Below are 13,226 nucleotides of genomic sequence, written 5' to 3'. Positions count from 1 at the left end.
AGCAAAATTCTCACAGGCCACAAATGAAACAGCCCTGAATATTCAGGGCTGTTTCTTGATTATCCGATAACGCTTGAAACGTTCTTGCTGTAGCCGCTGCCGGCCTCCGTCAGATTCGCGTAAAAGATACAGCCGATCAGTCTCGCGAACAGGCCTAACGTGTCTGCAAGATCCGGGTCATCGAAAATCACCGCCCTGGAGTCCAACGCACACAGCGCGCCCCAAAGTTGTCCGTCAGGAAGGAAAATGGGCGCGCCTGCGTAGCTTTCAATCAAATATTGCTTCACCACGGGGCGTGTGGAAAATCTGCCGTCGCGACTTATCTGCGGCACGAAAAGCACCTGAGGGTCTCTGCGAAACTCACTGCACAGCGTGGTTTCCAATTCCAGTGTGTCGCCGGAGTTGATCCCAAGCTCGATCGGATCGTAGGCGGAACAGACGATCCAGTCAGTCTCGGTGAATTTCGCGATCGCCGCGAACCGCGTCCCGGTCATGCGTGTAACAAGCTGCAGAATATTGGTTGTAGCTTCAATTTCAGCGATAGAGGAACGTTCCTCTGCGCTTAGCAACGCTCTGTCAATGGTGTCACTGAGGGGCATGCATTGTTCTCCGGTCATGATTTTTTAAGTTGGCGACTGCTAAACGCTTTTGAAACTGCCCATTTTGATACTAAACAAAATGGATTCGTTCACATCAAAGGTTTCTGATGGCTGCAATAGCGAAGCGTCATTGGCGTGCGGCTTGAGGCGCCGTTATCGGCGGCGTAGCCTTGATCTCATAAATGTTGGATGTCGCATTGAATGAAAGGTGAGGAAAGTGGAAGGTGTAGTGTTGAGCGAAAAGATGCAACGTGAAGCTGATCGGCTCCTGGCGCAGATTGTCCGGGCAGACTCGATGATCATCGCCGTGAAGGCGGGGGCTCGTGCGGATGGCTTCGTGCTTGGGCTGGAAACCAGCGAGGTTCTGCGTGCCGGCGATGCTGAAAAGCTGTACGTCATTTTTGAAGCGGCTTTGGTCGAGCGGCTGAAAACGCTTTCTCGCAGTTGAGCTGCAGAACATTTATCCGCTTGAACTAACGATTGACCGGTAAGTCAGGGTAGTTATCTGCCACGCTGATTTTGAGGTTATTAATGCGCAATTACACCATCGAGTACCTGTTCAACGGCGAGTCCCGTACGCATCAACTCGCGTTGCAGCAGTCGAAGCTCTCCATTCACGACGCTGCCATGCATCTGCTGGAACTGCATTTTGGGGATGCTGAGAACAGTCTGATCATGCCAACAGCTGACTCGACTGCTGAAGAGATACTGGAGCAGGCCAGTCTGGTGGGTATTAAGCAAATCGACGTGAAGGATGCAGGCGCTGACTGATTTCTTCTTCGCTCGCCCCCAGCCCCTGCGCGATGCCCAACCCTGTATTGACGATACTCACGTCGACACTCAGGCGAATTGACACGCAGTCGTTCGGAAATCGGGACATCAGCGTCCTTGAACCGCCAGTTGGTTCCAGTGGACAGGAGGGTATAACTGAGGCAGGCGGCGAAGGCGTCCCAGGCCATGGCTGCGCTGTTGAAGGAGATCGCTATTGGTTTGATTGCTACAAAAAAGCGAGTTTGCTTGTGAGTGGCGGCTAATGGCCGATCTGTGGCATTCGTGGAGGGCAGAAAACGGCCAAAAGCGGACACTCATAGCGCTGAAGCGGGCAGTCGCTTCCCATATCCACCTCGTTCAATCAGGCGGTGGTGCTAGCAAGCTTCGGTGCTTCCCTTTCAGACACGTCAGCAGCACATACAGCGGCATCGCCATCGCAAACCTGTAACCTTGCCTTTCGTTACAGTCACCTACAAAAAATAAAAAAATACTATTTTTGATTTTCCAGTTTCTGTAAATCTATCAGCCGAGACCCAAAACTAAACGTGCCGGGGATGTTAAAGGCTTTCTTCAGCCTCACATGAGCGTAGTCAGGGCCGGAAAGTAGCTCTCTAACTTTTCCCTCGTCAGCCTGCGATGTTTTAGCGCCAATAATTACCTCCACTAATGCGGTGTTCGGAAATGAGCGGTTTCCAGGCGCCGACGTCAACCTAAACTCTTTCTCATACCTCCAATCCTCGGATTTCGTGTACAGCCCTATCTCAAGCATTGCTTCAACCTGTTTATTATAAAAATTCTTCCCTTGCTCTTCCGTAAAATGCAATCCGTCCCAAGGCCGGCAGAACTCACCGAACTCATCAGTTAGCTCCAAAAATTTTTCCATATAGGGCGGATTAGGTAGGTACTTCACGTCCCCCATACCAGTGACACCATCAATCTGCAGGATTTCCGAATTGAATCCGAGGCATACCCCTCGATGGCCGTCTGCGTAATGGGACCAAAGCAACGCGTCATGGGCAGTTTTAGACAGTGAAAGTACGCCTATAGTCTGCATGAATAGATAGAGGGCTCGGTTTAAATATATATCCTTGCCATTCTCATCAACCCCCTTTCTAATACTGTCAAGCATAGTAACGAGGAATGATCGCCGCCCTTCGGGATGCGTATCTGTCTTATAGACATGTAATTTCGCGCGCTCATATTCAGACTGAATATCAATAGATACATCTAGAGGATCGTTCAGGTTCTGAGGTAGTGAGAAATACAATTCCTGATTGGTAATTATGTCCCAAGTCCTATTGAGGCACCCACGATACTTGTAGTAAGTCACTCCGTCGTCGTTACTCATGTTCTAGCTGCCTCCAATATATTTTATTTTAATACTTAAATAATACATCAAAGAATAAAGACTTAGGCCGCAGAAGTATCATAGGAATCGATAATGACGCAATAGTAGGAAGATGACATAAAGCTGCGCAAGGCGGCATAGTGACGACTGAGCAGGCACACAGGTCGTTGTACCTAAAGGACGCACGCATGATGCCGCTTCGATTGTCCACGGTAGGGACAACATGATCGATATCAAAGTCATGAGGCAGCTTCGCGTCGGCTGCGGCCCTTCGCGAAAGGCAGAAAACGGCCAAAAGCAGTCATTGCGACGATGCCGTACGATACACGCCTGCCGTTAGATCATTAGGGCTTACCCATGCAATTTCATGGTTTCGAATTCGGGCATATTGAGGTTGAGATTCAAAACCGTGCGTATGACCTTCATAACTTCTACCACGCCAGCACCATTAATTACGACATCATGGATAGGTCGGCTGTACTCATCTTTACTCGACGGACTGAAGCCTGGGTGCCGACCGAAGAAGCACACAAGATTACTATCAGCTTCCATGAGGTCGATTACTTTTCATCAAGTGGGCGGAATGATTACCCAATCGATGGCGACGATAGTGTTATTCATTCGATCGGAGCCGTGGAGTCCAACGCAGAGACACAGGCCTTTTACCTGACAGATCACATCCAACCAGATCATCATCTTGTCATGTGCTTCGAGTCTGGTCTTACATTACGAATACAGTCCGCTGAAGCACGATGCAAAATCGATTTTTAAACGGCAAAAATTTAGAAAAGGGGACAGAAAAGGGGACGGATTTATTTTCCAGAATGGGAAGTTCAGCTCGATCACCCGCTCTTGGGTCACGCTCTACCCATTTCCTCATACGAAGCATCGACGAACATGATGTGTTCATCGCAAGCCGCTTCAGTTACATCCCGGATTATTTCAGCAAGAGTATCAACATCCAACCCCTGAGCTTCGATGCAGGCCAGGCGTCCGGGTGACCAATCTATGACAGAGCACTGTGGATACTTCCCTAGCAGTGCGGACAGGGCCTTCTGAGGCGGCTCTTTGCAGGTGTACATGAAATCAAAGTACGGGGCGCTGGTGTCCTGAAGCGAGTACACCAGAGCCCAAGCATTTGATGGACCGGAAAAGTACATCGTGACGTAACGATGTGCCCATTCTGGCCCGCCATGTTTGATGAGGCGAAGTACTTCGACGATTGAATGACAATCGGGGATTCGGATCATGCGATCAGGGTCAAACGTTCGGCCAGGCACAGGTTGGGCTGCTACTTTACTGAGCAGAAATGCAGTCATTCTTGCTTTCTTATTCATCGTATTGTCTCGAGTTCGAATGTCCGCTTTTGGCCGAAAGCCGTCGGTCGCGAACGGCAGCAATCGGCCACAAGCTGACATTCTCACAGTATCTTGATAGACATCCTTGAGGCCTGAGAGGCTCTTTGAAATTGGGGACGACTCAATGCAACTCCACTCTAGGGCCGCGCTGTACTAGTCCTCTTAACTACCTGCCCAGAAGTCTGCTTGAGGTAAGGACTAAATAGTATTGCTGCCCTCAACGAATGTGCCGCCGACATGCAACTGCTCAAGTATTTTGAGAGCCAAGAGGCCATAGACTACTTCAGGCTTGGTGTCATTTCGGGCGTACCGGATGTGGGTAACGACATGTGAGGTGCCAAAGCGTCGATTCGCCTCCGATGTTCCTTCGAGTACGCTTGCAACGATAACAGCCTCAACTAATGGTTCGTGATTACATGCCCCCTGCGGCGGGAGACACTCACAGATCGGCTCATGCTGCTCACCAACTCCTAGGCGCAGTTGCAGGAGATTATGCCGAGGCCCAGTAATACGTGAAGCGGCAAGGTACTCTCCGTGGCGGACGAAATGCATGTGATGTGGCTCTGCTGTTTGGTTAGAGGGTGCACTCTTCGCGTCAGGAACTGCGTCCGCCCCCATTCATTGTTTGAGCGTCCCGAAGGAAAAGCGAGCACGAGAGGGCGGTCGCGTAAGTTGCCCGGCTTCTGTGCGGTACGCCCGTCGCGGTGTTCGCCACTGCGACGTGGGCGAATCATGTTTCGTCGCGGACCTGCATCAGCGCGAACCCCAGCAGATTCAGGCCTTGCCACAGGTTGGGGTTATTCGCGTTTACGTGATCCTGGGCGAGTCCGATGCCCCAGATGCTGTCAACCGGGCTGGCCTCAACGATGATGCGAGAACCGGTATTCTTGAGGAATGCGTTCAACTCCGGGTTTTGCGAGAACTTGGCCTGGTTGGCCCGGACGACAATTGCATATCGGTGTTGCAACCAATCGTGCTCGTTGAATCCGCGCACGTTGCGGCCAAGCGCCTTGGCCGCGTTGGGCGTAGGCGCCGTTAGCACTTGAGCGCGAATGTCCTGATCGCCGAACAAGGCTGCTTTCTCTGCCATCATGAAATGTTCGGCAGTCGCGTAGCGTTGCCCGTCGACAACAAATTCGGCTTCGAACCACTGGCTAAAGCACGAAGCGCTGACTCCGTGCCTGCTTCGCTGGTGTCCCCAGAAAAAGACATAGTTCAGCTCCTCACCAGCGTTGAAGCGGGAGCGGAGGTCTTCCAGATATTTGGAGTCGTGCAATTGGACTTCCTTCATGCTTTGTCAAAACCAAACAATGAACGCAGCCAGCCTGCCGACTTCCGTTCATAGAAGGGCGTGGTTTGCTTGAGCAAGTAATCGCTAAGGCCTGAATCTGCGTCATGAACGCGGTACAGGTCAACGGGTTCGCCATCCGGAGCCAAGTCCGCGGCAACGCTGCCCGCTTCGCGCATGACCTGTTCAAAATCGCCGTCCGCTTCGATCCCGATGATCAGATGAGGCTTTTGGTCAGACGAAGCGTCATGCATCAATGCCAGAAACGCGCGCTTCACATTGCGATGTCTGGCGAGTAGTTGCTTGAGCGAATGGACCATCTTCGAGGGATATTGCGACGGCTGTCCCAGCAGTACCTGAGTGTCCTTTTCGACCGTGCGCTGCACCGGTCCCTGGCCGATCTCATCGGAGAGCAGGTAGCGCACTTCCTCGGGGAAAAACTCTTTCCCGTAAGGAGACTTTGGATTGAGGAAAAGAGGAGTGCCCAGCGTGATTTCAAACAGCGATCTGGCCGGGATCTCTATATAGGACTCCTCGCTGTTTATGGATCTTCGTAGTGTATGCAACGAAGTGAAAAACGGGATGACAGCGGAGCCGTCGGGCTTTTGCCAGTGCGCAATGCTGATGTTGCTGCCTGCCTCAAGGTTGACTCGCCCTTCGCCAGTGCCGGCGGTGCCGAGGACGTAGATATCCGAATTCAGCAGCGTCTTGAAAAAATCAGGTCGGTGGGCGGGTTCATCCGCCGCCAGTCTGAGTGACTTTTCGAGGGTGTTTTCTTGCTGGGTATCCATGATGTCCATCGGCCGTTCCATCAATGCAGGCAAAAAATGGGTGACAAAGAACGCGCAGTTTTTCACGCTGCTGTGAAAACAGGAAGAACTGAAGCCTGATAAATCTGCCGCATCAGGAAGGCAACACCGCGTGATGACGCCGAGCCGCGTGGAAAGAATGCTCTATCTCGTCTTCAGTTTTGCGCACCGTAGAAGTGGTTGAGCAGTATCAACTCAATCACCGCTACAAAAACGCACAGCACGAGAAAGCCAGGACTGAAGACGCGCTTGCGGCCGGATGAGCTTATATCCATCCAGTTAGCGCCGGAATCGCCGGAAGTCAGCAGCAGGAACATTACCCACGCACAAGCCCAAACTTTGCCCCAGAAACCAGCATTTCTGAAAGAAGTCATCCGTGTTTTTCCGTATGCCGCTTGATTCGGCAGATCTTTATTTGCTGGTTAAGCTTGGCGGGAGGGCATTTACGCCTTCCAGAGAACGCTTCCGTGCCAAACGAGACGGCCGATTGATTTCCTCAACCCCCAGAAACGACAAAGCCCTGAATAATCAGGGCTTTGTCGTATCAAATATGGCGGAGGCGATGGGATTCGAACTCATGGACCTGTTACAGTCGACGGTTTTCAAGACCGTTGCCTTAAACCACTCGGCCACACCTCCGTTTGCGTTGCGGGCGCCATAATACCTGAATGAAACACACTGTCAAACTCTGTGCATGGCTTGTTACAGAGCGTCTGTTATGATCTTTGCCACTGAACGTTTCAAACCAACAGGAGTGTCGCCATGCGCGAACAGGATTACGCAGTTCACAACAGCGTGCAGGCTGAGCAGCTAGAGGTTAGCCGCGTCCTGCGCAACACTTACGGTCTACTGGCGCTCACCCTCGCATTCAGCGGTGTGATGGCTTTCGTGGCCCAGCAGATGCGCGTCGGCTATCCGAACATTTTCGTGGTGCTGATCGGTTTCTACGGGCTGTTCTTCCTCACCAACAAACTCCGTGATTCCGCGTGGGGCCTGGTGTCCGCCTTTGCGCTGACCGGTTTCATGGGTTTCCTGCTCGGCCCGATCCTCAACCGTTACCTGGGCATGCAGGGCGGCGCAGAAGTGGTCAGTTCGGCATTCGCGATGACCGCGCTGGTGTTCGGTGGTCTCTCGGCCTATGTGCTGATCACCCGCAAGAACATGAGCTTCCTCGGTGGTTTCATCACCGCCGGTTTCTTCGTGTTGCTGGGTGCAACGCTGGCGAGCATGTTCTTCCAGATCAGCGGCCTGCAACTGGCGATCAGCGCCGGTTTCGTGCTGTTCTCGTCGGTGTGCATTCTGTTCCAGACCAGCGCGATCATCCACGGTGGCGAGCGCAACTACATCATGGCAACCATTAGCCTGTATGTATCGATCTACAACCTGTTCATCAGCTTGTTGCAGATCTTCGGCATCATGAGCCGCGACGACTGATCGCTGTTTGTGAATCAACAAAAAACCCGCTTCGGCGGGTTTTTTGTTGCCCGTGCGAAAGCGTAGTGGCCTTTCGCCGACATTTTTTCAAGAAATCATGGCGCCTTTATGGAATTGGCCTACACCTAAGACAAGGAAGAACGGCAGGCGGTCGACAGGAGTCGGCATGCAGTAACACCTTCTACAGCCCCCGCGTCCCATTTTTCTTCTTCTGTTCAAGCCCGTAGCTTCGCCCGGGTTGTCGTATTCGTTCATCCGGAAAACAGGAGGTCCTCCAAGCCAGCCTACCCAGATTCAACCGTGAGTTGCTCTCGGCCCGCAAGCCGAGTCCCTGATTAACAAAAAAATAATGGAGGCCCTGGTGGTCGGACTCGATTCATGGGTCGCTGCAGGCGTTGTCCCAATCAAGGAGATCATCGATGAACCAGCCCCAAGGAAAGCGTGCCGTATTGGCTATCACAACAGCACTGTTCAGTGCCTCGACTCTTGCCGGTGTCTACCCCGATTTTGGCTATCAGCCACCCGCCAGCCAATATTCAGGTCCGTTGTTCGAACTCAGCCAGAGTTACCCGACCCAAGCTCCCCAAGGAGCGCTGCCGGATTTTTTCAAAAAACTTCCGGCCAAACCCGACAACAACTTTGAAACCTGGCGTGCCTACATGGAGGAGGTGAAGCACTATTGCCTGGAAGGCAATGTCGAGGTCGATTGGAATGTACAGAAGAACAAGCTGCGTCAGTGGTACCACATGCCTTGGCAGCACTATGGCCCGCTGGGGCGTGAAGGTATTCATGGTCTGACCAAGGAAGCGCAGATTCCGGTCAAACAACTGGCACAGACGCAGATCGCCAGCGGCCAGACCTACGCCGTGGGCATTTACAACGACATTGGCGCCTACACCATTGGCGAGGTCTGGAAAGATCCGAACAACCCGGATCCTGGCTTCACTTCGCAACCCAAAAGCTTTGCCAATGGCACCGTAGTCTGCAAGGCATTGTTTGCCGATATTGATCGCACCACCGTACCGTTCCTCGTCAACCCGGTGTTGTGGCAAGGCTATATCACTGAAACTTTCACGTCCGCAAATCGCAAGATCAAAGATGTTGCGCTCATTCAGATGGACATCGCCGTGCGTGATATCCGTATGAGCGACACCGGCTGGATTTTCGGCACCTTCCAGTACAACGGAGCTAAAACCGGCAAACCCGGTTGGGACAATCTCGTTCCGGTCGGGATCATGTGGGGTAACGATCCGAAAGAAACCGGCAATGACTTCACCAATCCGACGCCGACTGAAACCAGAATCAACCCGGCATTGCAGCAGACGGCAATCAACGCCAACACCAAAGAACTGCCGCCCACCCACCTGGGCTGGAACGGTCGCCTCAACGGGCCTGTAGACAACCCCAACAGTTCTTGCCTGAGCTGCCACGCCACGGGTGAGTCGCCACAGGTGGCGATCATGAATCCCACCTTCCAGCCCAAGGACAAAATACCGAGCCCGGGTTCTGCGGAATGGATGAAGTGGTTCCAGAATATTCCGGCGGGTCATCCATTCACGCCAGGCACCAAGAGCACGGACTACAGTCTGCAACTGTCAGGCGGTCTGGTTAATTATTTCGAATGGAAATGTGACATGAGCGGGATCTACGCCGATGGCAAGAACGCCTGCGCCAAGGTTCAGAACCTCAAGTTGAAAATGCTCAAGACAGGCGACGACAATTCGCAGCCTCAGCAAAAAGTCATGCGTGACCCAAGCTTGCAGCAATTGCTCGAGTAAAGTGCAGCAGCCTCCAGACGTCTCGGCGTTTGGAGGTTTTCAATCAGTTGATCACGATGCTGCCATCGGCCTGTTGCTTGTAAATCGTGTAGGGCAGCAGAAACGTATCCAGCACACCTGAGACTGCTGCATCGACCACCAGACCAAGGGAGGCGTTGTTGTAATTGAACGCGTCGACGTCATCAGGCTTTTCGGCGTGCAGCATGCAGAAGTCGTAGGTTGCACCGCTGTAAATGCGCGGAACAGCGCCGCAGTAGCTCTTCTTGGTCTTCAGCTGGTCCACAGAAGCCTTGTCGCTGAGCACGACGGTCTGCACCGTCCCGCACCCGCCGAGCATCAACACCGTCAGCATCACTGCCTGAATTCTCATTACCGCCCAATCCTTTCGCCGGGAAAACCTCAATCTACGCCGCGCAGGCGCAAAAAGCACTCACGCCATCGGCGGTAAACGGCGCTTGACCGGGGTTTTCTTGACGATCGCGGTGTTGGTTTCGGCCAGCGTATTGAGGCGGTCGAGCAGGGTGTCCAGCTGTTCCATCGAACGCACATGCAATCGGGCGATGAAGCAATCTTCCCCGGTGACCTTGTCGCACTCGGTGAACTCCGGGATCGACATGATTTGCCGCTCCACCTCCTGCAATTGCCCCGGCAGTGGTCGCACCCGGACGATCGCCTGGAGCTGATAGCCGAAGCATTTGGGGTCGATCTCGACGGTATAGCCCTTGAGCACGCCGCGCTCCTCCAGGCGGCGCAGGCGTTCGGCCACGCTGGGTGAGGACAGGCCGCTGATTTGCGCCAATGCCTTGAGCGAGCGACGCGAGTCGTCCATCAAGGCGCTGATGAGGAGCTGGTCGATATCGTCGGTCATGGCGCAACTCCGGTATTAGGCATTTAAGGGAAACCACCCACGATAAAAAAGGCAGAAATCGAGTTTAGCCTGCTTTTTGCGCTGGAGGCGCTCGTGGTCGGCTTGGCATACTTTTGCCACGCTTTCGTCAAACGCTTAGGGAGATCGATGATGGACAACACAATCCGCCGTGGTTCATTGGAAATGACCGCCGCCATGCTGATTTCCGGGACCATCGGCTGGTTCGTGCTGGTGTCCGGGCAACCGGTGCTGGATGTGGTGTTCTGGCGTTGCGTGTTCGGCGCCGGCACCTTGCTGCTGATATGCGCGGCGTTCGGCTTCTTGCGTCCGGGCATTCTGACCCGCACCACGTTCCTGCTCGCGGTGCTCAGTGGGGTGGCGATTGTCGGCAACTGGGTGTTGTTGTTCGGCTCCTATTCCCGGGCCTCGATTGCCATCGGGACGGCGGTCTACAACGTGCAGCCGTTCATGCTGGTCGGCTTGGCGGCGCTGTTTCTCGGCGAGAAAATCACCTTGCAAAAGCTGTTCTGGCTGGCGATTTCCTTTCTCGGCATGCTGGCGATCGTCAGTGCCCATGGCGGGCAGGGCGAGGGCGGTAGCGAATATCTGCTGGGGATTGCGCTGGCGTTGGGGGCGGCGCTGCTCTACGCGATGGCGGCGCTGATCATCAAGCGCCTGACTGGCACGCCGCCGCATCTGATCGCGCTGATCCAAGTCTGCACCGGAGTCCTGTTGCTCGCGCCGTTCGCGCACTTCAACGGCCTGCCGCAAACCAACGGAGCCTGGGCCAGTCTGGTGACGCTGGGCATCGTCCACACTGGCCTGATGTACGTGCTGCTGTACGGCGCGATCCAGAAACTGCCGACTGCCCTGACCGGTGCGCTGTCCTTCATCTACCCGATTGCGGCGATTTTCGTCGACTGGTTCGCCTTCGGCCATCGCCTGCAGATCCTGCAATGGATCGGGGTGGCAGCAATTCTGCTGGCCGCCGCCGGGATGCAACAGGGCTGGGGCCTGAAAGCCCGGCGCCAGCTCAAATCGGTTTGATCAGATCCTTGAACAGGCCTTTGAGCTGTTGATTGCCGGCATCCACCAGATGATTGTCGTCAAAGTACAGCGGCACGCCGTCCATGGAGCCCATGCAATTGCCGTTTGGGCACAGGTACGGCGTCGGGTCGATCACCGTCGCGTTGCAGCGGCTGGCGGCGGCTTCGATGGTTGCGATGGCGATGCGGTTGCGCTTTTCATAGGCCTGCAACGGCAAGGAAATGTCTGTGTTTTGCCGGAACAAGCGCTGATTCAGATTCAAGCCCTTGTAGACGCTGAAAGGCATCTCCGGGATCGGTTTGACGATGTACACCGGATGGTTTTCCGCGATCGAGCAGACCGTGCTGACGTACTCTTCGGTATACGCTTCGGCAAACGTAGCCTGGCGCTCGGGAAAGGAAATCCGGTAGCTGTTTTCCCGGCCCGAATCCGCATACAGCGCCGCACGGCTGAACAGCACCACCGGCACCCCGGCGTACGCGGTTTTCAGTTGTTGCAGCTTTTCCTGATTGAAGCCCCAGCACTGGCTTTCGACGGTCTTGTCGTGCATGGCGAAGTGCGTCAGGGTCGGGCAACCGCCCCGTGACCATGACAGTGCCGCCTGAGGATTTTCCATCTGCACCGCCGCTGCGGTGGATTGCGCATGGCTGTCGCCGTACAGAATCACCGACACATCACCCGTGCCCAGTTTGCAATCCGCCGCCGCATAGGCATTCGGGTAGCACTCCTGCGGATACAGCTTGCTGGTGTATTCCGGCTGGCCAAGTTCGACCAGTGCCGGGCGCCAGTCGGGGTGTTGCTTGACCAGCGACGACGTCGTTGCCGACACGGCCACCACCGCTACCGTCAGTGACGCGAACTTGATCACTGTTCGAGTAGCGCTCGTACCTTTCTTCACCTTCGATTCCACCAGGTAGAACGACAGGGTGCCGAGGGCGAACGAGGCGATGATTGCGCCGATCACGTGCGGCCAGCTGTTCAACAGCCCGCACAGGTAAAGCAGTACCACCAGCGGCCAGTGCCACAGGTACACCGAGTAGGAAATGCTCCCGACAAATTGCAGCGCAGGATTGCCGCTGAACATCGACCGGGTGTTGGTGTGAATCACCAGCATCGTCCCCAGCACCGGCACCAGTGCCAGGTAGCCCGGCCACAGATCCGCCTCAGAAAAAACCAGCACGCTGACGGCAATCGCCAGCAAGCCGAATCCTTCGCAAATCGCGCCGCCGCGCTGGCTCAATCGTAGGGGAAACAGAAAAACCAGCCCGCCAGCGATCATTTCCCAGGCGCGGGTGGGCAGCATGTAGAAGGCGAACGTCGGGTTGACGCGGGTCACGATGATGGACGCCAGCAGCGAAATCAGCGCCACGGCCAGCAAGGCAAAGCGAGTTTTATCGGTGCCGAAGAACCGGTGCAGCCCCATGATCAGCACGGGGTAAAGCAGGTAGAACTGCCATTCGACCGACAGCGACCAGGTATGCAGCAACCAGTTTTCATGCAGCGGCGCCGCGAAGTAATTGCCGCTTTGGGCAAAGCTGAAGTTCGAGCTGAACAGCAGACTGCTCTTGATCGTACGGATGGTTTCGCGCAAGTCATCCAGCGGCAGATAAAAGTAGCCGAAGATCAGCAGCGCAACGCACAGGACCAGCAGGGCGGGAATGATGCGGCGGGCGCGGGAGGCGTAGAAACCGAGGAGGGAAAAGTTCTGCTGCTGCACGCCATTGACGATGATGCCGGTCATCAGGAAGCCGGAGATGACGAAGAACACGTCTACGCCGACGAATCCGCCTTCAAACCCTGGCACCTTGAAATGAAACAGCACGACCGAGAGCACGGCCAGTGCCCGCAAGGCGTTGATACTCTTCCTGAATTGCATTTATGCGTCCATGTCACATCCATTGTGCGGCGCATTGTAGTGATGATGTC

At 54.6% G+C, this 13,226-nt stretch carries 15 protein-coding genes, 1 tRNA gene and 1 pseudogene; 6 read left to right on the top strand and 11 right to left on the bottom strand.

Going from position 1 to position 13,226, the window contains the following annotated elements; translation table 11 throughout:
* Positions 1 to 59: 59 nt before the first annotated feature.
* Positions 60 to 599: a GAF domain-containing protein gene (locus tag QRN61_RS23635; protein ID WP_027613840.1), complete on the bottom strand. Its 540-nt coding sequence runs from the start codon at positions 597 to 599 to the stop codon at positions 60 to 62.
* Positions 600 to 816: 217 nt separating this feature from the next.
* Between QRN61_RS23635 and QRN61_RS23630 the strand changes: the two genes are divergently transcribed.
* Both QRN61_RS23630 and QRN61_RS23625 read left to right on the top strand, forming a co-directional pair.
* Complete coding sequence (locus tag QRN61_RS23630) at positions 817 to 1,047, top strand: hypothetical protein (protein ID WP_027613841.1); 231 nt, start codon at positions 817 to 819, stop codon at positions 1,045 to 1,047.
* An 83-nt stretch (positions 1,048 to 1,130) separates the two neighbouring features.
* Positions 1,131 to 1,370, top strand: a complete 240-nt coding sequence (locus QRN61_RS23625) for a hypothetical protein (RefSeq protein ID WP_103367568.1) — start codon at positions 1,131 to 1,133, stop codon at positions 1,368 to 1,370.
* A 22-nt stretch (positions 1,371 to 1,392) separates the two neighbouring features.
* Here QRN61_RS23625 and QRN61_RS27640 read toward each other — a convergent pair.
* Positions 1,393 to 1,534, bottom strand: a pseudogene (locus QRN61_RS27640) (LysR family transcriptional regulator); the annotation flags it as partial.
* A gap of 326 nt (positions 1,535 to 1,860) precedes the next feature.
* Complete coding sequence (locus tag QRN61_RS23620; RefSeq protein WP_285375739.1) at positions 1,861 to 2,718, bottom strand: DUF2971 domain-containing protein; 858 nt, start codon at positions 2,716 to 2,718, stop codon at positions 1,861 to 1,863.
* Between the two features lie 357 nt (positions 2,719 to 3,075).
* Here QRN61_RS23620 and QRN61_RS23615 point away from each other — a divergent pair, with 357 nt between their 5' ends.
* Complete coding sequence (locus tag QRN61_RS23615; RefSeq protein WP_285375737.1) at positions 3,076 to 3,489, top strand: hypothetical protein; 414 nt, start codon at positions 3,076 to 3,078, stop codon at positions 3,487 to 3,489.
* 86 nt (positions 3,490 to 3,575) lie between these two features.
* On the opposite strand, the gene QRN61_RS23610 is transcribed toward QRN61_RS23615, so the two are convergent.
* The 5 genes from QRN61_RS23610 to QRN61_RS23590 all read right to left on the bottom strand — a co-directional run bounded on the left by QRN61_RS23610 (position 3,576) and on the right by QRN61_RS23590 (position 6,812).
* Positions 3,576 to 4,055: a hypothetical protein gene (locus QRN61_RS23610; protein WP_167797073.1), complete on the bottom strand. Its 480-nt coding sequence runs from the start codon at positions 4,053 to 4,055 to the stop codon at positions 3,576 to 3,578.
* Positions 4,056 to 4,806: 751 nt separating this feature from the next.
* Positions 4,807 to 5,352 (bottom strand): riboflavin biosynthesis intermediates N-glycosidase, encoded by a 546-nt coding sequence (gene ybiA, locus QRN61_RS23605; protein WP_027613778.1) that lies wholly within the window; start codon positions 5,350 to 5,352, stop codon positions 4,807 to 4,809.
* Between the two features lie 11 nt (positions 5,353 to 5,363).
* On the bottom strand, positions 5,364 to 6,164 hold the full coding sequence (sseB, locus tag QRN61_RS23600) for an enhanced serine sensitivity protein SseB (protein ID WP_096797645.1): 801 nt from the start codon (positions 6,162 to 6,164) through the stop codon (positions 5,364 to 5,366).
* A 164-nt stretch (positions 6,165 to 6,328) separates the two neighbouring features.
* The gene (locus tag QRN61_RS23595; RefSeq protein ID WP_096797644.1) at positions 6,329 to 6,547 is read right to left on the bottom strand and encodes a hypothetical protein; all 219 of its coding nucleotides are present in this window, start codon (positions 6,545 to 6,547) and stop codon (positions 6,329 to 6,331) included.
* Between the two features lie 177 nt (positions 6,548 to 6,724).
* Positions 6,725 to 6,812, bottom strand: a tRNA-Ser gene (locus QRN61_RS23590).
* A 123-nt stretch (positions 6,813 to 6,935) separates the two neighbouring features.
* Here QRN61_RS23590 and QRN61_RS23585 point away from each other — a divergent pair.
* Both QRN61_RS23585 and QRN61_RS23580 read left to right on the top strand, forming a co-directional pair.
* Positions 6,936 to 7,607, top strand: a complete 672-nt coding sequence (locus tag QRN61_RS23585) for a Bax inhibitor-1/YccA family protein (RefSeq protein ID WP_285375732.1) — start codon at positions 6,936 to 6,938, stop codon at positions 7,605 to 7,607.
* A gap of 419 nt (positions 7,608 to 8,026) precedes the next feature.
* Entirely contained in the window at positions 8,027 to 9,385 is a 1,359-nt protein-coding gene (locus QRN61_RS23580) for a hypothetical protein (protein ID WP_285375730.1), read from the top strand.
* Positions 9,386 to 9,428: 43 nt separating this feature from the next.
* Here QRN61_RS23580 and QRN61_RS23575 read toward each other — a convergent pair whose 3' ends face one another.
* Together QRN61_RS23575 and QRN61_RS23570 are read right to left on the bottom strand one after the other, a co-directional pair.
* A complete protein-coding gene (locus QRN61_RS23575; protein WP_027613773.1) occupies positions 9,429 to 9,755 on the bottom strand; it encodes a YceK/YidQ family lipoprotein in 327 nt (108 codons plus the stop codon).
* 60 nt (positions 9,756 to 9,815) lie between these two features.
* Positions 9,816 to 10,253, bottom strand: coding sequence for an Lrp/AsnC family transcriptional regulator (locus QRN61_RS23570; RefSeq protein ID WP_285375727.1), 438 nt, complete (start codon positions 10,251 to 10,253; stop codon positions 9,816 to 9,818).
* Between the two features lie 150 nt (positions 10,254 to 10,403).
* Between QRN61_RS23570 and QRN61_RS23565 the strand changes: the two genes are divergently transcribed.
* Positions 10,404 to 11,300 (top strand): DMT family transporter, encoded by an 897-nt coding sequence (locus QRN61_RS23565; protein ID WP_027613771.1) that lies wholly within the window; start codon positions 10,404 to 10,406, stop codon positions 11,298 to 11,300.
* Here QRN61_RS23565 and QRN61_RS23560 read toward each other — a convergent pair.
* Positions 11,287 to 13,176, bottom strand: coding sequence for an acyltransferase family protein (locus QRN61_RS23560; protein WP_285375724.1), 1,890 nt, complete (start codon positions 13,174 to 13,176; stop codon positions 11,287 to 11,289). The genes QRN61_RS23565 and QRN61_RS23560 overlap by 14 nt on opposite strands.
* Between the last annotated feature and the right edge of the window lie 50 nt (positions 13,177 to 13,226).

The sequence above is a fragment of the Pseudomonas sp. lyk4-TYG-107 genome (assembly GCF_030209055.1).
GTDB classification, from domain to species: domain Bacteria; phylum Pseudomonadota; class Gammaproteobacteria; order Pseudomonadales; family Pseudomonadaceae; genus Aquipseudomonas; species Aquipseudomonas putida_A.
This window is presented reverse-complemented; position numbering and strand designations above follow the sequence as displayed.